Origin of the sequence: Chryseobacterium sp. JUb7, from assembly GCF_024806495.1 — a bacterium.
In the GTDB taxonomy this organism is placed as follows: Bacteria; Bacteroidota; Bacteroidia; order Flavobacteriales; family Weeksellaceae; genus Chryseobacterium.
On record NZ_JANUFF010000001.1, the window covers coordinates 521,574 to 548,367 of the forward strand.

Consider the following 26,794-nt stretch of genomic DNA (forward strand, 5'->3'; position numbering starts at 1 on the left):
AATTAAATAACTAAATTTTAAAATAACAAATCATGAGTGATACACTTAATAAAACATTAAAAGGTGGCGAGTTCCTTATCAGAGAAATTCCTGCAAACGAAATTTTCAGTCTTGAAGAACTGAGTGAAGAACAAAAAATGCTTCGTGATTCTGCGAAAGAATTTATAGATAGAGAAGTGATCCCTGAGCATGATCGTTTCGAGAAAAAAGATTACGCATTGACGGAAGAAACAATGCGTAAACTAGGAGAAATGGGATTGCTGGGAATAACTGTTCCTGAAGAATACGGAGGTCTTGGAATGGGATTCGTGAGTACAATGTTGGCTTGCGATTACGTTTCAGGAGGAAACGGATCACTGGCAACAGCTTACGGAGCTCACACCGGAATCGGTACTTTGCCTACTCTACTTTACGGAAGTGAAGAATTGAAAAAGAAATATCTTCCGGATTTAGCAACAGGAACAAAATTCGGAGCGTATTGTTTGACAGAGCCGGATGCAGGTTCTGATGCCAATTCTGGTAAAACAAGAGCAAGATTATCTGAAGATGGGAAGCATTACATTATCAACGGACAAAAAATGTGGATTTCCAATGCAGGTTTTGCAGATACTTTCACTTTGTTTGCTAAGATTGATGATGATAAAAACATCACCGGTTTCGTAATCAACCGTTCTGAATTGGAGAACCCAGAAAGCTTGACTTTCGGTGAAGAAGAGCATAAATTAGGTATTCGTTCGTCTTCTACGCGCCAGGTTTTCTTCAATGATATGAAGGTTCCTGTTGAGAACATGCTAGGTGAAAGAAACAACGGTTTTAAAATCGCTTTGAATGCATTAAATGTGGGTAGAATTAAGTTAGCTGCTGCCAATCTTGACGGACAGAGAAGAATTTTGAACCACTCTATTCAGTATTCAAACGAAAGAAAACAGTTTGGGGTTTCAATTTCAACTTTTGGAGCGATCAGAAAGAAAATTGCTGAAATGTCAACAGGAGTTTTCGTAAGTGAAGCAGGTTCTTACCGTTTAGCAAAAAATGTTGAAGATAAAATTGCTGAACTGGTTGCAGGAGGCATGGATCATCAGCAAGCTGAATTAAAAGGTGTTGAGGAATTTGCTGTTGAAGCTTCTATCCTTAAAGTTTTTGTATCAGATCTTACTCAAAATACAGCTGATGAAGGAATCCAGATTTATGGTGGAATGGGATTCTCAGAAGATACGCCAATGGAATCTGCATGGAGAGATGCAAGAATTGGTAGAATTTATGAAGGAACGAACGAAATCAACAGACTTCTTGCCGTTGGAATGTTGATTAAGAGAGCGATGAAAGGAGAATTAGACTTGTTATCTCCTGCAATGGCAATCAGCAAAGAATTGATGGGAATTCCATCATTCGAAGTTCCTGATTATTCTGAATTCATGAGTGAAGAAAAAGCAATTATTGCAAATCTTAAGAAAGTTTTCTTAATGGTTTCAGGTGCTGCGCTTCAAAAATATATGATGGATATTGAGAAACAGCAACATTTACTATTAAATGCGTCAGAAATTCTTAACCAGATCTACATGGCAGAATCTGCAGTTTTAAGAGCTGAAAAACACTTCTCCGCTGACTCTGTAGAAGCTGCAATGGCTCAGTTAAACCTTTATAAAGCAGTTGAAAAAATCATTACTTCAGCAAAAGAAGGAATTGTTTCTTTCGCAGAAGGGGACGAACAGAGAATGATGCTTTCAGGTTTAAGAAGATTTACAAAATATACCAACCATCCGAATGTAGTGGCATTAACTGAAAAAGTGGCTGCTCATTACATCGAAAAAGGAGCTTATTAGTCTTTTATATATAAAATTGATTTCCGGCGTCTCATTTTTTGAGACGCTTTTTTATTCTGAAAAAAATCATTAATTTTAATAAAAACTAAACCAAAACTCAAAATTTTAAGCCATGGGAAAATTTATTATCTCTAAACGGATCAATGATGACTATCAATTCAATTTAAAGGCTGCCAACGGACAGGTTATTTTAACAAGTCAGGGCTACAGCTCAAAATCATCCTGTGAAAAAGGGATAGACTCAGTAAGGGTTCATAGCAAGGACCGTTCAAAATTTGAAATCAACACGGCAAAAGACGGGCGGTTTTATTTTAATTTAAAAGCCGGAAACGGACAGGTGATAGGAACAAGCCAAATGTATGAATCTGAAAACGGGCTGGAAAACGGAATCGAATCTGTTAAAACCAATGCTCCGATTGCTTTGGTGGCAGATGAATCCAACCATTAATATTATGTAAAATAAATTAATAGAAAATGTCTCAAAATCATGGGGCATTTTTTATTTTTGTAATCTATTTCTTAGAAATGACAAAAGACGAACTACTGCACAGAGCAATAAAGATAGCTGATAAAGCACATAAAGGTCAAACAGACAAATACCACGCACCCTACATTGCTCACGTTATGCGGGTCATGGAGTATGGAAAAACAATGGATGAAAAAATCGTTGGGGTTTTACATGATGTTGTGGAAGATCATCCGGTCGAATTCAGTCTGGATTATCTGAGAGATCAGGGCTTTCCCGAGTACATCATTTTTGCGATCAGCTGCCTTACAAAATTTGATCCTGATGAAGAATACGATGACTTTGTAAAAAGAACAGAACGTTCTCCCCTGGCTGTTGCCGTAAAACTGAATGATCTTCGTGATAATATGGATCTGAGAAGGGTCAACCGTGAGCTTACGCCAAAGGATCTTAAACGGTTTAATAAATATTTAAAAGCCTATCATTATCTGATAGAAAAATATTAAATATAAAATATTTCGGAATAAATAAAAGGCAAGATCATATGACCTTGCCTCTGCTTCCAGCAATTTAAAAACTTGTCTATTGATACCTGTCTGAATTTTCGTGCCATTCTTTCTGACCCTGCAAAAGCAATTTAGCATGTTCGATATATCTTAAGACATCTTCCTGGTATTCACCAAAATCCGGAACATTTTCCGTCAGTCTTACGAAATCATCAATGCCGTCATTGTGCATTTTAGCAGCTTCTTCATAAGCTTTGTCTAATTTGTAGCTTTCACTTTCACCTTCATACTTATTTTCTTTTTCATTTTCGCTTTTGAGAACTAAAACCAAGTTCATCACTTCATTTTTTTCAAGCTCTCTCGCCGCACCGTAAATATCATTACTCCACATGATGGAATAAGTAATATGATGACGGAGTTTCTGAATATAATCTGATTTATATATTTCTTCAGGCATCTTAAATCCTGCTGCAATTTCTACAAAATCTGATAAGATTGTGCATCCCGAAATCTTAAATCTAATAGAAAGATAATTTTCATAAGTTGGATAAATGACAGGTTTCTTATCATAAGAAGTGGTCTCTTCTTTTAAGCTCTTAATCCACTCTTGATGATGTTTCTCATAATAAGCGGCCTCCTCTTCCATGCCTTGAATCCATATCTCTTGATGTTTAACAAACCTTTTAACCCAAAAATCACTTGCAACTTCTTTGAACATATCTCTTACATTGGCAAATTCGTTTACAAATACTTCATCATCCGGACTTTTAGGATCCGGAGCAACCGGCAGTCCGTTTAATGAGTCAATTGTTTTTTTACGTATTTTACTAAATACATCTTCTGGTTTATCATCATAATAATCATCGAAAGCAAAACCCAACAATAGCCAACGGGCTATGGCAAGCATCCCTTTCTCCCCTGCACCGGGATAGATAATTCCGGCTAAAGTTACAATTTTTGATGTTTTATAGGCCACCTTCATTTTCTCCGGCATCCAGAGATAATATTCAATCCACTCTTTTTGTTGCTCCTCAATTAATTTTAATTTTGAGGGAGCGGGTTGTTTTGAAATAAAGGGATACTTTAAATTAAAATCTAGTGTTTTCATAGTAGTTATTAGATAAAGTTTATTAATAAATTTAAATGGTTATCATACATTTTATTTTTATTATAAAATGTGTTTTTCAATAGTTACTTTGTGTTTTTACCCCTTCCTAACAAAAGCAAATTCGGCTAAACCATGATTACTGTCATAGCGAAGCGTATCTTTCAGATACCAGGTATTCAGGCCTGAAATCATTAATGTCATATATTCTGTCCATTTTTCAACCTTTTCATTCCATTCTTTTCCAAGTCCAAAATCCGGAAGATTGTTTTGTAATGCTTCCAACTCAGCAACTTCAAGATCATGAAATGCTAAAGCCTTTGCAATGGCATCTTCCAAAGGAATTTTCTGTGTATGCATTATGTTAAGAACAAGGTTCATTACTTCGCCCTTTTTCTTGATTTCTTTTTTGATGGAGTATAAGTCATTTTGCCATCCGATTATTCTCGCGGTTAAAGCCCGGATACGAAGTATCACAGGATGCTCTTCAATAACTTTGGGTAATACATATCCCAGCCCATGGCTCGTATGCATACATGCCTATACAATATTCGCGAATGAGTTTGTAATGTTCCAGATTAGGGAATGTTTGGGTCGTCCTGAAAGGTGATTCTGCTTTTAATCCGTATTCAATATACCTGTTGAATAAGTACGTAAATAATTCAACCAGACCTTCTGGACCAGCAGCGTGATATTCGTCTCTTAATTTTGCCAATACATGATCCAGATCATGTGCATCTTGTGCAGGGTCATTACCTTCCAGGACACTGACAAAATTCTTACGTAGCTCTTCCACTTCGTCTGCTGTACACATACCTACATAATCATCAACAATAGAAACCCAGATCATAAACCGACTGCAAGCGCTTATTTGTGCATATTCAAGAGCATAAGGAACCATACGGGCAGTAGCAATATGGTAATTTCCCTGTTTATATTTCTCCCTAATTTCAGGAGACAGGAATGGATATTCTGTATCTATCCATCCGTCCAGTTCCGGACCTAATGCTTCTACATGAGGATTTATCAAATCTCCCGGCCATGGATAAGTTAAGGTCAGAAGATAAAACTCGTCAAAGTATTCAACTGAATCATTCATAATAAATATTTTTAAAAGTTATCAAGTTTTTTAAGATTTGGAATTAATTAAAATTCCTGTATAGTGTAGTATTGTATTGAATGTTTGTCGTAATATCTGATACTAATGCCTGTTTTTAATTTTACATTGAGTCAACTTAACTAGAGATTCACACATAATAGTATTAATCCCTAGTTAATAATTCAAAAGGCAGAATTCTCATTTATTCCTCCTTTATAACAAAATCAACTTTCCCTTTTTAAAAGGTATTTTGCAAGCTCTATAAATGGTATTTTTTTATCTTCCGGAATTTCTGTTTTCTGAAGAAAACTTTGTGCAATGTCAGTATGCTCTTTAATCAGGCGTAATGCTTTTTCATCCACTTTATTTTTTTTGAAAATTTTCTCTACCTCATACACCTTATCAATATTATCTGTTTTTTTCTGATACCAGTGTTCGAGTTCTTTTACTTCATTTTCTGAAGCGTGCTCTTTGGCGAGAAAATAAAGCAGTGTTTTTTTATTTTCATAAATATCCCCTGCATGCTTTTTACCCAGCTGAGCCTGATCTCCAAAAACATCCAGATAATCATCCATCATCTGAAAAGCAATTCCGAGATGCTTTCCAAAATTTGAAATAGCCTCAGAATTTTTCATTGAAGTTTTGGATATTAGAGCGCCTATTTCCAATGCAGAAGAAATTAAAGCAGCAGTTTTAGCATCGATCATTTTTATGTAATCATCGAAGGTTACATTTTGTTGAGTCTCAAAATTGATATCGTATTGCTGTCCTTCACAAACCAAAATTGTAGATTTGGTAAATACTTTCAGACATTTTTTAAAAACCTGATCTTCAAGATCTTCAAAGAATTTATAGGATTTAAATATTAGGCCGTCTCCTGAAAGAATTCCTGCATTAATTCCGTATACAATATGAACGGTGGGTTTATTTCGTCTCAAGGGAGCTCTATCCATAATATCATCATGCATCAGTGAATAGTTGTGAAAAAATTCAAGACCCAATGCAGGTTTTATGGCATCATTTAACTCTCCTCCGAACATATCACATGCCATCAGTACCATAACAGGACGGATGCGTTTCCCGCCAAGCGACATAATATAGTTCATTGGTTCATAAAATTCTTTAGGCTGGCTTTTTAAATGTATATTTATTAACAGCTTCCTCAACAATTTTTTAGTATTGATTCAAAATTTCCATGGTGTAGTTTACAATAATAGTTTTAATATTTCTGAGATGTTTGGGTCACAAATAATAATAAGTATGACAGCTAAACTAGAATTGAGTTTTTAATTTTTTTAGAATCCAATTCCCTAGCTAATCTTAATTCTCATTATAATTTTAAGGAATAGTTTGAAGGTTCATTGAAATTAAAGGGAATTGTAACACAGGAATATTTAATTTATTTTTCATAAATCGTGATATTTGGTATTAGTTTTTAGTTTATTGGAAAATTTCCACAATAATAATTATCGAAAAGACAAATGTATTTGACTGTAAAAATAACTCAATAAATACAGAAATAATTGTGATATAAAAAATAATCTTTTACTTTTTTTTCAATTAAAGAACATAAACATAATTATGCCCTCGTTTTCAGCAAAACAAAAATGCATTAAAAACAATAATATCTAAAAAAAATAAAACAATATTTACAAAAAAATAAATGATTTATTAAAGAATAATTAATATGAAAAATAGTACTGATTGTAATTATAATCGGAAATTAACGACAAAGATCCGGATTTGAATTTAAAATATTGACGATTTAATTTATCGCAATTCAGAATGGTTGTTTAAAATAATTAAGCATTTTTTCCTCGCTCAATAAATAATTGACGGAATAAATCGTTTGTCTTTAAAATATAGATGTTTCATATAGTATTATAAAAACACTACATTCATTTGAAATAAAAAAGCTACAGAATATTAAGTCCAGATAATCGTTTTTTAATCCGCCCCGGGGAAATGATATGTTTTTGAAGGAGCGTCATCAGTACCATCGATATTGATATTTAATGCAAGATAAACAAAGTGAAAGTTTTTATTTCCTTTTGCTTCAAATTCTCTCTGCCAGAGATAACCGCCCAGAATACCGAAGTTTTCATCAATCTGATATCCAAAACCGCCATATACTCGATTTCTTGCAAAAGCAGGCTTCATAGGAGTTACCACAAAGATTTCGTCATATACGTTTGCGAATACTGTGCCCGGCGCAATTTTTTTGGCGTTCAGAGGCACAGAAACATTCAGACGGTAGCGATAACGCATTCTTTCAGAATCTTTATCTGTCTGAGGTTCATAAAACCATGATTTTTCAACACGGAGTCTGTTTTCAAATTTTACAACTCCTTTTTTGAAATCTATAACGTCCTGCAGCCATACACGAAATTCTTCCTTGTTGATCGCATGGTCCTTATAAGTTGCATATCTTCCCAAACCGATAAATGGCTTATGATTTTTGGTCAGGTTATAGCCTAGCCCTCCTTTTATTTCGTAATAATCCGGGTAACTGTATTCTTCGATCCCTCGCATCTGCCCTTCAGCATAGAGGAAAAATTTTGGATGAAACTTATAAGTAATGGTCAGTGCATTGAAGCTGGAAATATGTTCCTGTGCCTTAAAAAAACTAAGCGTCAAAAGTAAACTCAAGCTTAATAAAAGTTTCATTCAAAAAATTTTTGCAAATGTAATTTAATTAACAATTTCGTAATATTAACTTTAATTCATTCTTACGTAACATTTACTTAATATTGATATTATAGGTAAAACCTACATGAAACCATCGATTCGGCATTTTTACCCCAAAAGTTTCTGTATAAATTGTATTTGTGACATTATTGATTAAAATATATACCGAAAAGTCTTTTTTAACAAAACTTAATTTTTCATCTAAAAGATTATAGCTTCCCAGATTTAACCTGTCATTATATCTGTATACTACTTCATTGGTGAAATGCTGTAAAAATTTCGTTTCCAGTTTAGCCACGAACTGATGCTTTAGATTATCCAAAACATATCTTGACACAAACTCATTGGATGATTTAAATGTATTATCCAGATAGGTGTAGCCTACAGAATATTTTAACCAGTTCAGAACTCTGTGATTCACTTCTGCTTCAATTCCTTTTACACTGGTATCTCCGACATTTTGAGCATACCACACAGCGTCATTTAAAGAAGTTTTAGTCCAGTCTATAGAATTGTTGGCACTCCTTAAGAAGCCACTGACTTTTGCCAATACATTTTTATTCTGAAACTGATATCCCACTTCCGCATATACCGCATTTTCAGGGGTCAGATTCGGGTTTCCCTGCTCTGTTTTACTTACATAATAGAGATCTGTAAATGTCGGAACCCTGTGAACCTTAGCAACATTCCCGTAAATTTTATTATTCGGGTTAAAGTTGTAGCCAACATCTATTCCGGGATAGAAAAAGTTTCCTTCGTTGGAATAATTGGCCCATGAAATTCCAGGTGTAATATTTAATTTTTTATCTAATAATGAGAAATGATGTTCAAAAAATACCTGAGAAACAAAACGTTCTCTGCTTCCTAAATTGTTACTCGCCAGAAATTCCTTTCTCAATTCAACACCCAATCCGGTAGTTCCCAATGAAGACTGATAGCTCGCATTCACCTCACCGCCAACATTATTTCCAATGTGCATATTTCGGTAGATTTCCGGTTTTTCGCGGTTGTACAGGTACATATCCTGACCTCTTCTCCAGTAAACATTAGAATTGAGTTTGAACTTGCCAAAGGTCTGCTGATGAGCCAGACTCATTACCGAAGCCTGAACTTCCTCATACTGCTCTGTAGCCAATGGTGAAGAGTAAAAGCCGTTTGCCCCGAATTTTTTCTCTGAAAAACCAGCCTGCAATCTAAGATCACCGTTTTTAATATTTAATCTCCCCTGATAGAAAATATTTCGAATTTCATAGTCGGTATTATGCATATACCCTTCTGACGAAGCAGAATTTGCCTGTAGCGAATTTGAAAATTTTTCATTACCAAGATTAGCATTAAATCCCAAACCGTATGTTTCATAATCCCCACCTTCTGCACTGATCTTAACTCTTTTACCGGGATTTGTTTTTGTGATAATATTAATGACTCCTGCATATGCATTCTGTCCGAATCGTCTTGCTGCAGGACCTTTTATCACTTCTATTCTTTCCACATCATCCAGATCAACAGGAACATTCATGGTGTTATGTCCCGTTTGCGAATCATTCATCCTGATCCCGTTCAAAAGCAACAAAACCTGTTCGGAAGAACTCCCTCTGAAACCAATATCACTCTGTACTCCATTCGCTCCTCTCCTTCTGATATCCATCCCCGGAATCTGCTGAAGAATTTCATCAATACTTTTTGCAGGAGAATTGGCAATCTCTTCCTTTGTAATAACACTGATATTCTGATTGGCACTTTTATAAGGTGTAGAAATAAATTTACCCTGAATCTCAACAGTTTCAATGTCAGAATTATTTTCTTGGGCTTGCACAAGAAATAAAGTTCCCAGAAAAAAAACAGGAAGTAACTTTTTAGTCATATGATCAAATTCTCAGTTAGTATTTTTGAAGGTCCAAATGTAGCAGACTTATATAAGACTAAAAAATGATTATTGTCATAAAAAAAGATGCAGTGTGTCTGCATCTTCGTGGGAGTAACGTAATTTCTTTATCTTTTTCTCATTAAATGTGTAACTAGATCTCTGAACAATTTTCTCATTTCTATATTACATATTTATGAATACAATTTTAAATAATTTTAAAATATAAAACAATAGGTAAATGTTAAAAAATAAAAAAATATATAAAATTTAACATTCAGATCCTATGGTTTTCAGACTGTTATTTAATTTAACTCTACTTTGTTTAACTTTTATTTCATTGAAATATCAATAAAATAGGATTTTTTGCATAAAAAACAAATTTTATGTTTAATAAGGTAACTATATACAATTCTACACTCGGGGATATTTATTTATTTCGTTTAAAAATATCCCTCATTGTTTTATCGAAGTCCGTTAATGATGTAACATGCTCAGCTTTAATCAATTTAGTACCTTCAATTGTAATCATTTCCCGGACATCTATTTTCAGATCCTGATGATTTTTTTTGATATCCAACACGTCAAAGTATTCAATATTATTGATAATAATACTCTTCACATTTTTTTGTTTTAATAGATTCGGTGACATTTTTCGTTGTTAAAATAGTTATTTTTATAGTATCTTAAAAAATAAATTATTCTTTTATACAGATCTCGCATAATTCAAATAACATCGGCAAAAATGAGAAAATTTCAATTAGGGCATTCATGAGTGAAGTCTCATTATAGCAATTTAATTTTCTTATTAAAACAATCGTTGAGATTTCTGGTCTATTTTCAGCATTTTTCATCACCAAGGTCGACTTCAGTTTTTTTAAGTACAAGACTTGGGAATAATCTGTAATTTATTACAATTTTCGATAAAAATCAAATCTTTATACCTGGTTCTCACATCACTGTTAAGAATCAGATATTTGAATTTATCACTATCTGAAATTTCTCTTAAGTTAAATTTATACAGAAATTCGTCAACATATTTCTGGAGGTGTTTCCGGGAAACATGGTTATACATTCCGGATACGGAGCTTTTGAGAATTTTCCAGCAACCTTCTATATTATTGGTATGCACAGTACCGTCCTGGAGGCTTACATATTCTTTTCTGGAGTGATCAATAACGAGATGATTATAATTTTTGTCTAAGCCATCATAGCCCCACCATTCATCACTGATCAGCTGAGTTGCCTCCTGGCTCACATATTTATAAATCAAGGGCTGAATACTGTTCTTCCGGGTATCGGTGATTACAAAAGCATTCATTTTCCCTCCTCTCTGGAGCATTCCCATGACCGGAACTTTATCCGTATAGTTCCTGCCCTGGGCTTTTTTTGCTTTTTTATCCTTATGTCGGTTTTTATTTTTTCCGCCGATAAAAGTTTCATCGCATTCTACAATACCTTCAAGCTCATTGCTGTTTTCAATACCAAAACAGCTGCGGATCCTCTGGAGCAAAAACCAGGCTGTTTTTTGGGTAACATCAATGTCCTTGGCCAGCTGAATGGAAGTAATTCCTTTTTTATACGAAGTGACCAGCCAAATAGCCAAAAACCATTTTTGAAGGCCTACTTTCGTATTTTCAAACATGGTTCCGGTTTTGGCATTGAAATATTTACCGGTATTTTTACATTTATATCGATTCTTACTGCATTTATAGACTTTTGATTCAGAATCGAAAGGGCTCTCAATAATTCCGCCCCATCTCATTTGCTCTAGGTAATCAATGCATACCTGCTCTGTCGAGAAAGTCTGTAATAATTCTAAGACAGACTTAAAATTTGTGTTAATCATGGTGTTGCAATATTACTAATTATTTGAGCCAAAATATTTTAACATATTTATTAATTTTTAGTTAAAATTTACGTCATATAGTGAAAAAAGCAGTATAATTAAGCTTAAAATAACCTTAAATACTACAAATATTATAATTTGAACTTTTCTATTTTTCATCCAATTTTACAAGGTGTAGAATTGTATATAGTTGCCAATATTTATAATGAAATTTTGTTTAAAAATTCGTATTTTTGTGGGTCATAATTTTGCGATGAAAATACTCTTGCTGTCTGCACTTTTGGGAACCATTTCGGTGAATGCACAATTCACCTATCCGGATGTAAAAGTCCCGGATCCTGTGCAGGAATTGGAGACCAAAGATGATTATATCAATATGATTATCGGGACCAAAAAGGTCAGACAAATCGATAAAGTTTATCGGTCTTCTCCCGAAACCACGACAGATCTTACAAAATTTGACCTGGAGGGAAATATTATTTTCAACAGTAAGATCGTAAAACTCGACAAAGATTATAAGGCGCCTTTAGGTCCTGGGTTAAGCTATATTCCGGAAGCCAGGGAGATTATTTATAAAACGGGTCCCGAGATCAGCAAACCTGCTTATTTTGGGTATGAATCTCCGGGAAAACCCTTTCAGAAAAATCAAATTGCCTATGATCATCAAAATAATATCTCGAAAATCATAGAAAAAGATAAAGTGTCGGAATATTTCTATAAAAACGGGAAATTAGATAAAATTACTTCTACCGGAGATCTTTGGAATGGCGGTAAATATACCGGAGAGTATATCTTCGCTTATGATACGTTGGGAAAAGTTACTTGCTGTGTTTCAAAAAATACACTTCCCAATGGAATTACCAATGAAAATATAAAAACGTTAACCTACGATACATCCGGTAATATTATTTTGAATAGACATAAAACCAGAGATGGGGTTTTAGAAAAAAAATATACTTATACCCATAATCTTTTGACTCATTATCTATATACCGGAAGCTTTAAATTTGAAGAAAGGTCCTATGAATATGATGCGGATAAAAAAATAAAAAAAGCCGTAAAAACAGAATATGAAGAAGGGAAAATTAAAAATAAGATGACCGTAAGTTATTTCTATAAAAACAATCTTTTATCTGAAAAAATTTCGGAATACAGTCAGGATGCATATCAATCTAAAGATGATAAAGTATATACTTATGATCATCTGAACAGGCTGATAAAAATACAAACCAGAACACCAGCTTCAATGTATACCGAGTTTGATATTGCTTACGATAAAAACACCATTACGCTTAAACGTGACTCTCTGGAATCAGTTTACACACTTTATGAATAAATAAAATATGGCAAAAACAATAGACATAGATATAAAAAAACAGGTATTCGTTAAAAACGCACACCTTAACAATCTGAAACACATCGATGTTCTGATCCCCAAAAATAAACTGATCGTCATCACGGGAGTTTCCGGAAGCGGAAAATCTTCCCTTGCCTTTGACACGATTTATGCAGAAGGACAGCGAAGATATGTGGAGAGTCTGAGCTCGTATGCCCGTCAGTTTTTGGGAAAACTTGAAAAACCGAAAGTTGATGATATCAAAGGATTGGCGCCTTCTATTGCGATTCAGCAAAAAGTTATTTCTTCGAATCCACGTTCTACAGTAGGAACATCCACGGAGATTTACGATTATATGAAGCTTCTTTTCGCAAGAATCGGAAAGACATTTTCTCCGGTATCCGGTGAGGAAGTAAAAAAAGATTCGGTAACGGATGTTGTGGATTTCATTAAAAGTTCAAAAAAAGATACTTCATTTTTATTAACTGCACCTTTAGAATATGATATTGCTAATTTTGGTGAAAATCTGAACGTTTTAAAACTGGCAGGTTTCACACGACTGGAAATCAATGGAAATGTTGCAGGAATTGAAGATCTCGAAAGTTTTGGATTCACTCCCGAAAAAGGAATGACCATCAATCTGGTGATCGACCGTTTTTCTTATGAAGAAGATGAAAGTTTCCTTCAGAGGCTTGCAGATTCTATCCAGATGGCTTTTTATGAAGGCCGCGGATATTGTGCGTTAAAAAATGCTGATACAGGAAAAGTAAAAGAATTTTCCAATAAATTTGAACTCGACGGGATAGAATTTCTGGAGCCTAATGTTCATTTTTTTAGCTTTAACAACCCTTACGGAGCTTGTCCGACCTGCGAAGGATACGGAAAGGTAATAGGAATAGATGAAGACTTGGTCATTCCGAACAAAACCCTTTCTATTTTTGAAGATGCCGTTGCCTCGTGGAGAGGTGAAACGATGAGCGAATGGAAAAAAGACTTTATTAAAAAAGCCAAAGATTTCCCTATTCACAAGCCTTACCATCAATTAACCAAAGAACAGAAAAAATACCTTTGGAAAGGTGACGGGAAAAGCACATTCCCATCAATAGACAACTTCTTCAAAATGCTTGAAGAAAATCTATATAAAATTCAGTACCGTGTCATGCTTTCCCGTTATCGCGGAAAAACGCTCTGCCCAACCTGTGAAGGGTTAAGGCTGCGGGAAGAAACTACATGGGTGAAAGTAGGTGGGCACAACATTCAATCGATGATTGAGCTTCCTTTGGATGAGCTTTCTCCTTTGATCAACAGCTTAAAATTATCCGAACACGATAAAGAAGTTGCTAAAAGATTATTGTATGAAATTACTACCCGCCTTGAATTTTTATTAAAGGTAGGCTTAGGATATTTAACATTAAACAGAACTTCCAACACCCTTTCAGGAGGAGAAAGTCAGAGAATAAACCTGGCTACAAGTTTGGGAAGCTCTCTGGTGGGTTCGATATATATTTTGGACGAACCGTCAATCGGTTTGCACTCAAGAGATACAGAAAACTTAATTGAAGTTTTAAAAAATCTGCGCGACCTTGGAAATACGGTTATTGTAGTTGAACACGATGAAGATGTTATGAGAGCTGCCGACTATATTATCGATATTGGTCCTGAGGCAGGTTATCTTGGTGGGGAGCTTGTTTTTGCAGGAGATTACAAGGAATTGAAAAATGCAGACACGCTGACTTCCAAATACCTGACAGGAAGAATGGAAATTGAAGTTCCGGCGAAGCGCAGAAAAGCTAAAGAATGGATCAATATAAAAGGAGCCCGTCAAAATAATCTTAAAAATATTGACGTAGATGTTCCTTTGGAAAGTCTTGTTGTTATTTCAGGAGTTTCAGGAAGTGGAAAATCTACTCTGATGAAAGAAATCCTAACCAATGACATCCAGATTCAATTGGGAATGGGCGGAAAAAAAGGAGACTACGATTCTGTAGAATTCCCTAAAAAACTGATCAAAAATATCGAATTAATTGATCAGAATCCTATCGGAAAATCTTCACGTTCGAATCCGGTGACCTATCTTAAAGCCTACGATGATATCAGAGACCTGTTTGCAAAGCAAAAGGTGGCAAAAATGATGGGTTACAAGCCTAAGCATTTCTCTTTCAATGTTGATGGCGGAAGATGTGACGAATGCAAAGGAGAAGGTGTTATCAATGTGTCGATGCAGTTTATGGCTGACATTGAACTGGAATGTGAAGTGTGTAAAGGAACCCGTTTTAAAAATGAAATTCTGGAAGTGAAATTCGATGAGAAAAACATTTCCGATATCCTTCACATGACCGTGGATGAAGCTCTTGAGTTTTTCAAAGATAACCATGAAGAAAAAATCGTTACCAAACTACGCCCTTTACAGGAAGTCGGCTTGGGTTATCTCCAGCTGGGACAGAGCTCTTCTACTCTTTCCGGAGGTGAAGCACAACGTGTAAAACTAGCTTCATTCCTAGTAAAAGGAGTAACAACAGATAAGACCTTATTTATTTTTGACGAACCGTCTACAGGTCTTCATTTCCATGATATTCAGAAGCTATTGAAGTCATTACAGGCTCTGATTGATCTCGGACATTCGGTGATCGTTATTGAACATCAACCCGACATTATCAAATGTGCCGACTACATTATTGACATCGGCCCTGAAGCTGGAAAATATGGCGGAGAAGTTGTTTTCGCAGGACCCCCTGAAGATTTAACTAAAAATAAAAAATCTCATACAGCCAAGTATATCAAAGAAAAGCTGGAGAATTAATATAAATGAACAGAGAGTAATTTTTTACTCTCTGTTTTTATTTAGCGTTATTAAGCTTCATTAAAGTCCTAATGGTTTACCTATTATATAAAAAAGGACTTTTTTTAATAAATGTCTCATCATGAATCTGAGAAATTAAAAATTCTGCTAAATCTGCGGCACTGATATTTTCTCCTTTACAATCTTCCAAACTGCTTTCTGCAGTGAAATGTTCTGAGGTCAGATTAATTAACGGAAGTCTCACCAGCGTCCAGTCGAGATCACTTTCTGTAAGAAGTTCAAATTCTTTTTGTTTATCCTGAGTCGTTTCCGGATAATTTTGATACATCCAGTCTGTTGCCATCCGTACTTTTTCATTTTTATGATCAAGAGGGGTATTTACACTCAAACCAGTTGTTACAATATATCTTTTTAACCCATACCAATCCATGGCTTTGATGACATTTTTTGCAGCATCACTAAATATCGATTTTTCCCCTTTGGGCTGTCCCAATGTACTTATCACAAGATCAGAGTTTTCAACCAACTTTTTTACAGATTGATCATCTCTCGCATCTCCTTTCACAATTTCTATTAAAGGATTTTGCAAAGTAAGATTCTCAGGATTTCTGGCTAATAATTTAATTGAAAAATGCTTATCTGATAAATGCTGAACAAGATATTTTCCTGATTTCCCTGTTCCGCCGATTACGGCAACGGTATATGTTTTCATAATGATTTCTCTTTATAATTCATAAGGTAAGTAAGCAGCCTGCTCATTACCATTTTATATTTTAGTATTGAATAAAAAAGTATTGGGTTCAGAATTTTTTGAACCTTAAGGTTTCAGGATGCAAAAGCACACCTGAATATTGGATACTATTTATAAAGAGATTTTGATGAATTAAAATTAATCATTTTTTATTCAATATGAGTAATTTTTTATGATAGAGACACAAAATTGTATCATCCATGAAATTTGTGTTTAAATCCAGCTTTTCTTACATTTAGACCTAAAACTATTTAACCTTAAATAAAAATAATGACTTATAAACTGCTTCCCTATTTTACAATTATTTTATTCTTAATGAGCTGTTCTGTAAAAAAAGAGCCTCAATCAAATAGTCATGATATTAAGCCTGATACCATTACTCTATTTGATAAAGCCCGAAACAGAAAAGTTCCCGTTGCCTATTTTAATCAAAAAGCAAGAAATAAAATTTCAAAACAGCGGGTAGTAATATTTAGTCATGGCTACGGAGCGAATAAAGGCGGAGATTATCTGATCTATTCTTATCTCACAAAAAATCTGGCCACAAAAGGATATTTTGTAGCGAGTATACAGCATGAATTGCCTACCGATGAAATGATTCCCAGTGACGGCAAGCCACAAATTGTAAGGATGCCCTTCTGGAAACGGGGTGCAGAAAATATTTTATTTGTTTTAAATGAACTGAAAAAATCACATCCTGAACTCGATTATGAGCACATCACATTAATAGGACATTCTAATGGCGGAGATATGACCGCATTGTTTGCAACTCAACACCCTGATCTTGTTTATAAAATCATTACAATGGACAACAGAAGAATGTATCTCCCGAAAACCTCATCACCAAAAGTTTATACCTTGCGTTCCAATGATTATCCTGCAGATGAAGGCGTTTTACCATCGGACGAAGAACAGAGAAAATTCAGAATTGTAGTCCAACCAACCCATATCAATCATGGAAATATGGACGATAAAGCAAATGACCAGGAAAAGAAAACGCTGAACTCCTATATTGAAGGATATCTAAGTGAAAAATAAGTTCCCCGAGGTTATCCATAAAAAAAATGAAGATAACTTATGAATTTTAACATTTAATTCATATTTCGTATTAAATTAATTCCTAAATTTACTATGTAATACAACTGAAGTGGAAACATATCTTGCTTTTTTCAGCTTTGAAATTGCAATTAAATTTATAAAAATTTAAGCATAGCATTGTCGGCTATGCTTTTTTATTGTTGTCTAATTAAAAAAATGAGATGTATTTATCTACTGAATCCGCTTCTAAAGAGCGGATTCTTTCATTATCACCTTTAATTAAACGACTGTTTATAGCTTAAAGGCGTTGTATTCATTTTCTTTTTGAATAATTTATTAAAAGACTGCGAATGCTCAAAACCCAGCTGATAGGCAATTTCAGATACCGAAAGACGGGTTGTGGTAAGATATTCTTTGGCTTTTTCAATTATTTTTTCATGAATATGCTGCTGTGCATTCTGTCCTGTAAGATTTCTAAGCATATCACTTAGATAATGAGCCGAAAGATTAAGCTCAGAAGCCAGAAACTCAACGGTGGGAAGTCCTTTTACCAAGGGTTGCTGTTGGGTAAAGTAAGTGTCCAGTACATACTCCATTTTTGCAAGAAGGTCATTATTCACTGTTTTTCTGGTAATAAACTGTCGTTTATAAAACCTGTTGCTGTAATTCAATAATACTTCAATATAGGAAATAATAATATCCTGACTGGCTTCATCAATAGTTGTATTAAGCTCTCCTTCAATTGTACTCAGCAACCCGACAATAGTTACTTTTTCTTTCTCGGAAAGATGTAAAGCCTCATTGGTATCATAAGAAAAGAAGCCATACTTTTTAATATTTTGTGCTAAAGGATAATTTCGGATAAAATCCGGATGAATAAATAAGGTAAATCCAAAATACTGAGCATCTTCATCCGTTGAAAGAATCTGGTTCGGAGCCGTAAACATCATTCCGCCTTCATTAAAATCGTAATAGCCCTGCCCATAACCCATTTTTCCATTCTCTGAAAACTTATACGATATTTTATAAAAGCCTAAATGGAAACTTTTATAAAGAAATTCTTTATTAATAGCCATTTTGGTATTATCAACAAGACTTATCAGCGGATGCAGCGGTTTGGGAAGCTGCAGAATATCATGTAATTCCGATATGGACGAAATTTTTAAGGGAGAATAATCTTTCTTTTCCATAATTTAAAGGTATGAATTTTTATAAACAGATATAAGTTTCGGGATACTGACTTATATTTTTCCCGAATCCCGAAACTCAATCTGATTAAATAAACTGTTTTCCGAATGCTTCTCTGAACGCTTCCGCTCCTACTTCAAGGCGCTGTGCATACAAAGCTTTTGCATCTTCTCCCGCTACATACCTCAACTGTTTTTTACCATCTGTTGCTGCTTCATACACCACCTCAGCGATAACTTCAGGCTCTGAAGCCCCTTCCATCATAGCCTCTGTGTTGGAGAACATTTTATTGATCATCGGTTCATATTCCGGTTGAGTCGCCATATCTAATGAACGGCTGATAAAATCGGTTTTAATACCACCGGGAGAAACTGTTTTCACATCAATACCAAAAGTATTCAGCTCAAAAGCAAGACTTTCACTCCAACCTTCCAGAGCCCATTTTGTGGCATGATATGTTGACCCCAACGGAAATGCAATCAATCCGCCAATAGATGTTGTTGAAATAAACATTCCCTGTCCTTTTTCTCTGAAATAAGGAATAAATGCCTTCGTAACACGGATCACACCAACTAAATTGGTATCAATCTGTCGCAAAATCTGATCATCATTTAATGCTTCCAAAGGCCCTATCAGACCATATCCTGCATTATTGAATACCACATCGATATCACTTATTTCCAAAGCTTTTTTCACCGTTTCGTGAATCTGTTCAAGATTCGTAACATCCAAAGGTAAAAGCGTTACATTCTCCAGTTGTGAAAGCTCTGTAGCAGTTTCCGGATTTCTCATGGTAGCAATAACGTTCCATCCTCTGCTCTGAAATAATTTTGCGGCTGTTTTTCCTAATCCTGTAGACGCACCTGTTATGAAAATTGTTTTCATTATTTTATTGTTTAAAATTTACAGGACAAAGTTCAGTTTTCGGAGCATCATTAAAGTTGCCAAACCGGATCATGATGTAGCCAAAATGAAATTTACATTATTGTCACATTAACGAATAATTAATAACTTTGAATAGATGGCCTCATAGTTCAATGGATAGAATAGAAGTTTCCTAAACTTTAGATCCAAGTTCGATTCTTGGTGAGGTCACAATAAATACAGAATAAAATAACAGAAAAACATCTCAAAAAAAAGCTTTTCTATATAATCTTTTTGCATGTCTCAGCTTACTAAGTTTATTTCTTACAGATATATTAGTAACTTTTTTGGTTAGTTTATTCTTTTTTGAAATTTCCCCTAAGACTTTTGTTTTTAGACAACTCAGGTTCCGAGTTAACTTCACAAAACAATAATCACTCTATTGTGATTATTAAATAATTTTATATATTTGTGATTCTAAACACAACAAAAATGATGACGAGAAAAATTATTCTCAGGCTACTTCTATTCCTAGCCTTCAGCGTAACGCTGTATTCCTGCGTACATGATGAGATCAACTCATCCGCCAACCCTTCCAATTCCGAATATACTTCCAAAAGTCTCTGGAAAGAGGATGAAGTCTACATCAAAAATGTGATGAAAGTGTATCAGGAACACGAAACGGAAATCAAGAAAGTAAGCGGAACACCTTTTTGGGACTACGCGACTACCATGGATAAGTTTGATGAAAGCTTTCTGATGGTGCCTATAGTAGAAAGCGGAAAAGTAGTGTCGGTACTACAGGTTCCAAGACATGCTGACAAAGTATATTTTATCTATACTAAGTCGGATGAAGATCTTTTGTTTTTCACCAATCTGCTTTCCACAAAAGTAAAGAAAACAATGAAAACGGAGATGAGTAGTGAGTTGAGTAAGCTTGTTTGCACAACACGAGCTTTTTCAGTATGGCATCCCGATAGTGAAGCAAACCCCTATCCTGAAAACGGATCCGGACATTGGCAAACCTACCACGTTACTACTTGTAAATTCGCACAGATTGAACAGTGTATAGGTGTTGTAGGTCCTGATGGAGAGTGTTCAGGTGGCGGAGGCGGCGATGGCGGTTTTCCTTACCCTGGCGGCGGCGGTGGAAATAACCCTGAACCACCGGAACTGGATCCTTGCCAGAAAACAAAAACAACGATGCAAAATCCTCAGGTAAAAACGAAGCTTCAGCAATTACAGGCACAATCTGCGCTGGGTGGGGAAAAGGCTTTTATGATAAAAGCAGATGGTACTACAAGCCCAATGATACAGGGAGAAGAGCACAGCACCCAGCTCGGTAATGTAAACGGATACCAGGGATATTATCATAACCATACTCCTGACGGAATCAAAATGCTTTCTGTTCGTGATATCTATAAGCTGTTTGAATTTATTAAATTTCAACCTCCCGGCGCACCTATAGGAGAAGTTTTTGCAGGGATGGTAGGTACTATGCCTCTTCCGGGTGGAGGTGTTGAATATTTCAATTATATTGTACAGTTCAACGGAGATGCTGATGAAGCAGATAATATATATTCAACAGGTTATAATTTTGACGTTTTAAGGAATAATTATCAAGATTTTGAAAGAGAACTAAGAAATAAACCTGGATACTCCGCACCAAATGGAAATTTTCTTAGCTTTAAAGGATTAGAAGAAGTCTTCTTTGATTCTCTTGCTAATATGGGAATTGATAAAGATAAAATGATTTTACAAAGAATAGATAAGAATGGAAATGTAATGAATATAACCATGGGGACCGATGGAAAACCTACAAGCACCCCATGCCCATAACTATAATACCAACAATTATGAAAAAAATACTATTAATATTTACTGTATTGATAAGTTTGGTGAATTGTAAAGCACAGCAAACTTATCCGTTAAATACATTTTACAAAGATGCTCCTAATTATTCTTATATGAAGGATCTTAATAATGATCTGCCTCCGTATATGGGTACATATAAAGCAACTTACCAGGGAAATGAAATTACCTTATACATTACTAAAGAAGATCATTTACTTCATGATCGAATTAACAGAAAATTTTACAAAGATGTTTTGCGTGTAAAATATACCGTTAAGAAAATATCAACAGGAGTCATACTTCAAAGTACTCAAAATACTACAAGTTCAATAAATGAAATTATAAGCATGGGAACCAATGCAATGGATAATAATAGTATTGACTTAGCTTACTCCGGAACCAACTGTGAAGTTGGCTGGGGAAGAATAACGCTAAAAAAAATCAATGCAACACAGATCAGTTGGTCGTACTATGCCAACTCAACATTACTAAGTGATGGTGACTGTCCAGGTAATCCAGATATAAAAGTATACCTTCCTGATACAAAGAATCTTGTATTTACCAAGCAATAACACTATAAAGCCTCATAATGAGGCTTTAAATATCCTATGAAAAAAATATCATTTTTAATTTTGCTGAATTTCTCCTTTTCTTTTTTGCATGGACAACACGTAAAAATTGAAGGATTTATTAAACAAAGTGCTATAGAACAAAGATATGCGTCCATTGCTGTAAACGACACATTAAATAAGATTAAAAATTTAACTAAAAAAGACTTCAAGAAAATAAGTAAAATAACCAACGACTCTACTTTAGTAACATTTACTAATGATAAGAAAGGCTATTTCAGTATATCAGCAAAACCAACCGACACTCTATTTTTTCAATTCGGGAGACTGTACTATCCTGAAAAACATTTGGTATCTGATTTAATGAAATATGATACGATAATAATTGATCCTATTCGTAGACCTTGCCTATCTGAAAATGAATGTAATCAGAAAGTGCCATCCAAAACATATATATTTATTGGAAAAAAAATTGAAGTCCTTCCTGTAGATACTTCCGAATATTGCAATAATTTGTTGGATTCTAAATCTAGAGCGATATATAAAATTGAAAAAGAATTTTCAGAACATCATTCTAATTCAATCATCACTTTCACTGCTTATGACCATAATAGCAGCTACGATGGAATATTTAATAATTATGATCATGTATTAATTAATGTAGGAGACTATTGTGGTGAACTACTCTATCTAAAATATCAGTTTTTTCCTGTTTATAAAACTAAAAATGGAAGATGGGCGAGTCCTGTGCAATATAAATTTGAATCTTTGTACGATTTTAAAGAACTTCAACCTGCAGCCATCGAATTTGATCATTCTGTGTCGTTTGATATATCTCCTTCATTATCCCCTGAACAAATTGAGCATAAATTTTCTAAAAAATATTATAAAATTAAAAATAGTAAAGCATATCCGATAATGGGAAGATACGCGGAAGATCTGGTAAAATTAATAAAATAGTTTTTAACATATCACTGGTAAGATCAATATCATTTTAAAATGTTAAAAGTTGGGATTTTTTAATTTCTTATCTTTAATTTGCCAAAATGCACTATTATGAAAACCAAACAAATCTGGGCAAATCTTGCTGTACAGGATCTTGAACGAACAACTCAATTCTATACCGCTTTAGGATTTAAATGCAATAATAATATGAATTCAACGGAACTCACCAGTTTTTCCTTTGGCGAAAATAATTTTATCATCAATTTTTTCCTGAAAGATGTTATTGAGAAAAATACCAAAGTGAGCTTTAGTGATTTAAAAAATGAAAATGAAATTATTTTCAGCCTGTCTGCAGATAGCAAAGAAGAACTCGATCAATGGGTGGAAGCAGTAAAAAATGCCGGAGGAGAAGTTTTCGCTGAGCCTTATGCTATCGGTAAAGGATATACTTTCGGCTTTTCAGACCCTGATGGTCATAAATTCAATATTCTCTACTGGCCTGGAATGTAACTGCAGAGCTCTTCCAGATTTTCATCTTAATCCCCAAGAATGAAAACTTATAAAATTGGGATGTAAAACGTTAAGCATTTATGAATATTACCTAAAAACTTTTAAATCATCCATCATATTAAATAAAAAAACCGGCGGATATGAAGCGCCGGTTAGAAAAAAACAAAAATTGATATGGATATGATTAGATATTTATATTTTAAAGTTTGAGAATTTTCTCAGTAAGTATTTTTTGATCCTTAGTCGTAATTTTAATTATATAAGAACCCGGAGCGAAATCATTTGTGTTAATAGAATCGGTATTTCCTTCTGTTATTTTTTGACCGGATGTTGTGAATACTTCGTATTTCTCAATTTTATCTAAAGTTTTAATATATACTATATCTTTTGCAGGATTAGGATGAATTTTCAGGTTTTCCTTATAAACTTCTCTTGTAGAAAGGCTCGAAGGCTGTACGTTCACGGTATAATCCTCCGTCTGCCCGGCTCTTAACCCTGTGTCGCAGGCTGTAATAATAGAATTTGGAGCATTCGGATCAGAAAAAGCAGCGGTATTATTATTTTTAAGCACTCTCATTCTTGTTGGTCCTGCTGTTGCACCGGCAGGAACTGAAATTGTACCTGTAACTGTGAATGCATTAACTGGATTAGCTGCTGTCAGACGACCAATGTAAAAGCTTTCTCCGGCATCATTAAAATTTCCGTTTTGATTAAAATCAATAAAAACAACGATATCACTCGGGAATGTTCCTGAAGGTCCTTTCACCGACACTGGATAATCTGTCCCAGCCTGAATATTGGTAGACATGGAAAGAAAATTTTCATAAACAGGAGTTGTTCCCGACTGAAAAGGTGAGGTATTATTGATACTTCCAAACGTAACATTAGTAATCATATTACTGTCTGCGGTGTACTGGAAGACTGGCGTACAGTATTGTGCTCCCATAGAAACGCCAACTGCAAGACCAAAAAGAATAGATATCTTCTTCATTAATTATTAATTTTGTTGAAGCAAATTTATTCTTATTTAGACTTAATAAAAATAATATATTAATGATATTTGTCACTTATTTGCATTTTATTTAATAACAGTCAACAAACAATCACATTTTCAAAGCCTTATAAAACAGTAAAACCACCGATAAAAGTGGTTTTACGTATTATTAAACTAAAAGATTCATAATATTCGGTGAATTATTGAGATAAGACTCAAAGTATCCGAGTCCTTTCATTCTTTGCAATAATCCTTCAAAATCCGAAGATGAAACCAATTCGATTCCTACAATGGCAGAAGCCGTTTCACGGGAGTTCTTCTTGGTATATTCAAAAAAAGTAATATCATCTTTTTCTCCCAGAACGTGTAAAACAAAATCCTTGAGCGAACCGGGACGCTGTGGAAATTTAACAATGAAATAGTGCTTCATACCACGATATAACATGGCTCTTTCCTTGATTTCCTCGGTACGTGTAATGTCATTATTACTTCCGCTAATGATGCACACTACATTTTTCCCTTTAATTTCCTCGGCGTACTGATCGAGAGCTGCAATCGTTAAAGCTCCTGCCGGTTCAAGCACCATTGCATCTTTATTATACATTTCCAACAAGGTTTCACATACTTTTCCTTCATGAACAGATAAGCACCCGTTTACATGATCTTTACAAATCTCAAAAGTAAGATCTCCCACCTTTTGAACAGCCGCTCCGTCAACAAATTTATCTATCTCTTCTAATGTCACATTCTTCCCTGATTTCAGCGAAACACCCATCGACGCTGCACCGGAAGGCTCCACCAATATAATATGGGTATGAGGAGACAGCTCAGAAAATACAGTGACCATTCCCGCAGCCAGCCCACCGCCACCTACCGGAACGAAAAGATAATCTATTTCATTCTTTGTCTGTTCAAGAATCTCCAGAGCCAGCGTTGCCTGCCCTTCAATAATCTGAGGATCATCAAAAGGATGAATAAAAGCAGCTCCAGATTCTTTACCGAATTCTATGGCAGCATTTTTACAGTCATCAAAAGTGTCACCATATAATTTGATCTGTATAAAACCTTCTCCAAACATTTCTACCTGTTCAAGCTTTTGCTTAGGAGTTGTTTCAGGCATAAAAATCACGCCGTCAATCTTAAGTTTATTACAGGCAAAAGCCACCCCTTGGGCATGATTCCCGGCACTTGCACAGACAATACCTTTGCTCACTTTATTCTCTTTGAAAAGCTGATATATTTTATTGTAGGCTCCCCGTATTTTATAAGAACGGACAGGCTGCATATCTTCTCTTTTCAGAAAAATTTCTGCAGAAAATTTCTTTGAAAGCCTGAAACTCTTCTGAAAAGGCGTCACATGAACTATATTTTCCAATGTTTTTCGGGCTTCTCTTACATTTTCCAATGTCGGAATATAGAGACTACTTTTCGTATTCATAAGCTTTATCCGGGCGCAGTGATCTTACGACTTTTCCTGCCTGCCATAATTCACTGTCTCTTAGTTCTGCCAATTCTTTATTTAAACCTTCTCTGTAATCTTCTTTGCTGTTGCTTGAAATTGATTTTTGTGATTCCTGACCGGTAGCAACACTTTCGTAAAGTTCTTCAAAAACAGGCTTTGTTGCTTCATAGAACTTTTTCCACCAGTCTAATGCCCCTCTTTGAGCAGTCGTAGAGCAGTTGGCATACATCCAATCCATTCCGTTTTCTGCAACTAAAGGCATTAAAGACTGTGTCAGTTCTTCCACTGTTTCGTTGAATGCTTCCGAAGGACTGTGTCCCTGTGCTCTCAAAACTTCAAACTGAGCGGCAAAAAGTCCCTGAATGGCTCCCATTAAAGTCCCTCTCTCTCCTACCAGGTCACTGTATACTTCTTTTTTGAAATTGGTTTCGAAAAGATATCCGCTTCCTACAGCAATTCCCAAAGCAACCACTTTATCTTTAGCATTTCCTGTAGCATCCTGATGAATGGCATAGCTGCTGTTTAGGCCTTTCCCTTCTACAAAAAGTCTTCTCAATGATGTCCCCGAACCTTTTGGAGCCACTAAAACCACATCAACATCTTTTGGCGGTACAATGCTCGTCTGATGATTATAGGTGATTCCAAAACCATGTGAGAAATATAGTGTTTTGCCTGGAGTCAGTTGTTTTTCTAAAGTAGGCCAGAATTCAATCTGCGCGGCATCACTTAGCAAATAACAAAGAATCGTTCCTTTCTGAGCAGCTTCTTCCAGTTCAAATAAAGTTTCCCCGGGAACAAAACCGTCTGCAACAGCCTTATCCCAACTTTTAGAATTTTTTCTCTGACCCACGATAACATTGATTCCGTTATCTTTTAAATTTAAAGCCTGTCCCGGTCCCTGGATTCCATAGCCTAAAACCGCCACCACTTCATTTTTTAAAACGTCCTGTGCCTTTTCAATTGGAAATTCTTCTCTTGTTACTACATTTTCTTCTACTCCTGCAAACTTAATTAATGCCATAATTGTAATTTTTTAATTATTAAATTGTGATTCCGACTTCTTTTTAAAGTCTTTTTATAATG

General features: G+C 34.9%; 22 protein-coding genes, 1 tRNA gene and 1 pseudogene. 11 read left to right on the forward strand and 13 right to left on the reverse strand.

Translation table 11 applies throughout. The features are described from left to right. The first annotated feature begins 32 nt into the window (after positions 1 to 32). The 3 genes from M2373_RS02430 (at position 33) to M2373_RS02440 (ending at position 2,795) form a co-directional block, all read left to right on the forward strand. Positions 33 to 1,823 (forward strand): acyl-CoA dehydrogenase family protein, encoded by a 1,791-nt coding sequence (locus M2373_RS02430; protein WP_259107064.1) that lies wholly within the window; start codon positions 33 to 35, stop codon positions 1,821 to 1,823. A 112-nt stretch (positions 1,824 to 1,935) separates the two neighbouring features. Continuing rightward, positions 1,936 to 2,271 (forward strand): YegP family protein, encoded by a 336-nt coding sequence (locus M2373_RS02435; protein ID WP_259107066.1) that lies wholly within the window; start codon positions 1,936 to 1,938, stop codon positions 2,269 to 2,271. Positions 2,272 to 2,348: 77 nt separating this feature from the next. Beyond that, positions 2,349 to 2,795, forward strand: coding sequence for a phosphohydrolase (locus M2373_RS02440; RefSeq protein ID WP_259107596.1), 447 nt, complete (start codon positions 2,349 to 2,351; stop codon positions 2,793 to 2,795). Between the two features lie 76 nt (positions 2,796 to 2,871). On the opposite strand, the gene M2373_RS02445 is transcribed toward M2373_RS02440, so the two are convergent. The 7 genes and pseudogenes from M2373_RS02445 to M2373_RS02480 all read right to left on the reverse strand — a co-directional run bounded on the left by M2373_RS02445 (position 2,872) and on the right by M2373_RS02480 (position 11,400). Further along, a complete protein-coding gene (locus tag M2373_RS02445; RefSeq protein WP_259107070.1) occupies positions 2,872 to 3,903 on the reverse strand; it encodes a terpene synthase family protein in 1,032 nt (343 codons plus the stop codon). Positions 3,904 to 3,999: 96 nt separating this feature from the next. Next, positions 4,000 to 4,999 (reverse strand): annotated as a pseudogene (locus M2373_RS22570) (terpene synthase family protein). Between the two features lie 224 nt (positions 5,000 to 5,223). Beyond that, entirely contained in the window at positions 5,224 to 6,105 is an 882-nt protein-coding gene (locus M2373_RS02460; RefSeq protein ID WP_409013174.1) for a polyprenyl synthetase family protein, read from the reverse strand. A gap of 841 nt (positions 6,106 to 6,946) precedes the next feature. Beyond that, entirely contained in the window at positions 6,947 to 7,666 is a 720-nt protein-coding gene (locus tag M2373_RS02465) for a DUF2490 domain-containing protein (RefSeq protein WP_259107078.1), read from the reverse strand. Between the two features lie 73 nt (positions 7,667 to 7,739). Further along, positions 7,740 to 9,551 (reverse strand): TonB-dependent siderophore receptor, encoded by a 1,812-nt coding sequence (locus tag M2373_RS02470; RefSeq protein ID WP_259107079.1) that lies wholly within the window; start codon positions 9,549 to 9,551, stop codon positions 7,740 to 7,742. Positions 9,552 to 9,981: 430 nt separating this feature from the next. Continuing rightward, positions 9,982 to 10,203 carry a hypothetical protein gene (locus tag M2373_RS02475; protein ID WP_259107081.1) on the reverse strand — a complete coding sequence of 74 codons (222 nt, stop codon included), beginning with the start codon at positions 10,201 to 10,203 and terminating at the stop codon, positions 9,982 to 9,984. A 225-nt stretch (positions 10,204 to 10,428) separates the two neighbouring features. Further along, entirely contained in the window at positions 10,429 to 11,400 is a 972-nt protein-coding gene (locus M2373_RS02480; protein ID WP_259107082.1) for an IS1595 family transposase, read from the reverse strand. A gap of 253 nt (positions 11,401 to 11,653) precedes the next feature. Between M2373_RS02480 and M2373_RS02485 the strand changes: the two genes are divergently transcribed. Both M2373_RS02485 and uvrA read left to right on the forward strand, forming a co-directional pair. After that, the gene (locus tag M2373_RS02485; protein WP_259107084.1) at positions 11,654 to 12,736 is read left to right on the forward strand and encodes a hypothetical protein; all 1,083 of its coding nucleotides are present in this window, start codon (positions 11,654 to 11,656) and stop codon (positions 12,734 to 12,736) included. A gap of 7 nt (positions 12,737 to 12,743) precedes the next feature. Then, positions 12,744 to 15,536, forward strand: coding sequence for an excinuclease ABC subunit UvrA (uvrA, locus tag M2373_RS02490; RefSeq protein ID WP_259107086.1), 2,793 nt, complete (start codon positions 12,744 to 12,746; stop codon positions 15,534 to 15,536). A 76-nt stretch (positions 15,537 to 15,612) separates the two neighbouring features. Here uvrA and M2373_RS02495 read toward each other — a convergent pair whose 3' ends face one another. Continuing rightward, positions 15,613 to 16,248 carry an NAD(P)-dependent oxidoreductase gene (locus tag M2373_RS02495; protein ID WP_259107087.1) on the reverse strand — a complete coding sequence of 212 codons (636 nt, stop codon included), beginning with the start codon at positions 16,246 to 16,248 and terminating at the stop codon, positions 15,613 to 15,615. 309 nt (positions 16,249 to 16,557) lie between these two features. Between M2373_RS02495 and M2373_RS02500 the strand changes: the two genes are divergently transcribed. Then, positions 16,558 to 17,325, forward strand: a complete 768-nt coding sequence (locus tag M2373_RS02500) for an alpha/beta fold hydrolase (RefSeq protein ID WP_259107089.1) — start codon at positions 16,558 to 16,560, stop codon at positions 17,323 to 17,325. A gap of 275 nt (positions 17,326 to 17,600) precedes the next feature. On the opposite strand, the gene M2373_RS02505 is transcribed toward M2373_RS02500, so the two are convergent. Both M2373_RS02505 and M2373_RS02510 read right to left on the reverse strand, forming a co-directional pair. Beyond that, positions 17,601 to 18,515, reverse strand: a complete 915-nt coding sequence (locus M2373_RS02505) for an AraC family transcriptional regulator (RefSeq protein ID WP_259107091.1) — start codon at positions 18,513 to 18,515, stop codon at positions 17,601 to 17,603. A gap of 85 nt (positions 18,516 to 18,600) precedes the next feature. Next, positions 18,601 to 19,398 (reverse strand): SDR family oxidoreductase, encoded by a 798-nt coding sequence (locus tag M2373_RS02510; RefSeq protein ID WP_259107092.1) that lies wholly within the window; start codon positions 19,396 to 19,398, stop codon positions 18,601 to 18,603. Positions 19,399 to 19,536: 138 nt separating this feature from the next. Here M2373_RS02510 and M2373_RS02515 point away from each other — a divergent pair. The 5 genes from M2373_RS02515 (at position 19,537) to M2373_RS02535 (ending at position 23,255) form a co-directional block, all read left to right on the forward strand. After that, positions 19,537 to 19,608 (forward strand) — tRNA-Arg (locus M2373_RS02515). Between the two features lie 261 nt (positions 19,609 to 19,869). Next, positions 19,870 to 21,216 (forward strand): hypothetical protein, encoded by a 1,347-nt coding sequence (locus M2373_RS02520; RefSeq protein ID WP_259107094.1) that lies wholly within the window; start codon positions 19,870 to 19,872, stop codon positions 21,214 to 21,216. Positions 21,217 to 21,233: 17 nt separating this feature from the next. Next, a complete protein-coding gene (locus tag M2373_RS02525; RefSeq protein WP_259107096.1) occupies positions 21,234 to 21,803 on the forward strand; it encodes a DUF6705 family protein in 570 nt (189 codons plus the stop codon). 36 nt (positions 21,804 to 21,839) lie between these two features. After that, on the forward strand, positions 21,840 to 22,760 hold the full coding sequence (locus M2373_RS02530; protein ID WP_259107098.1) for a hypothetical protein: 921 nt from the start codon (positions 21,840 to 21,842) through the stop codon (positions 22,758 to 22,760). A gap of 96 nt (positions 22,761 to 22,856) precedes the next feature. Then, complete coding sequence (locus M2373_RS02535; RefSeq protein ID WP_259107099.1) at positions 22,857 to 23,255, forward strand: VOC family protein; 399 nt, start codon at positions 22,857 to 22,859, stop codon at positions 23,253 to 23,255. 199 nt (positions 23,256 to 23,454) lie between these two features. Here M2373_RS02535 and M2373_RS02540 read toward each other — a convergent pair whose 3' ends face one another. From M2373_RS02540 to ilvC, 3 genes are all read right to left on the reverse strand, one after another. Continuing rightward, the gene (locus tag M2373_RS02540) at positions 23,455 to 24,246 is read right to left on the reverse strand and encodes a T9SS type A sorting domain-containing protein (protein ID WP_259107100.1); all 792 of its coding nucleotides are present in this window, start codon (positions 24,244 to 24,246) and stop codon (positions 23,455 to 23,457) included. 172 nt (positions 24,247 to 24,418) lie between these two features. Continuing rightward, complete coding sequence (gene ilvA, locus M2373_RS02545; RefSeq protein ID WP_259107101.1) at positions 24,419 to 25,687, reverse strand: threonine ammonia-lyase IlvA; 1,269 nt, start codon at positions 25,685 to 25,687, stop codon at positions 24,419 to 24,421. Further along, positions 25,671 to 26,732 carry a ketol-acid reductoisomerase gene (ilvC, locus tag M2373_RS02550; RefSeq protein WP_259107102.1) on the reverse strand — a complete coding sequence of 354 codons (1,062 nt, stop codon included), beginning with the start codon at positions 26,730 to 26,732 and terminating at the stop codon, positions 25,671 to 25,673. Before ilvC ends, ilvA begins: the two co-directional genes overlap by 17 nt. Positions 26,733 to 26,794: the final 62 nt, after the last annotated feature.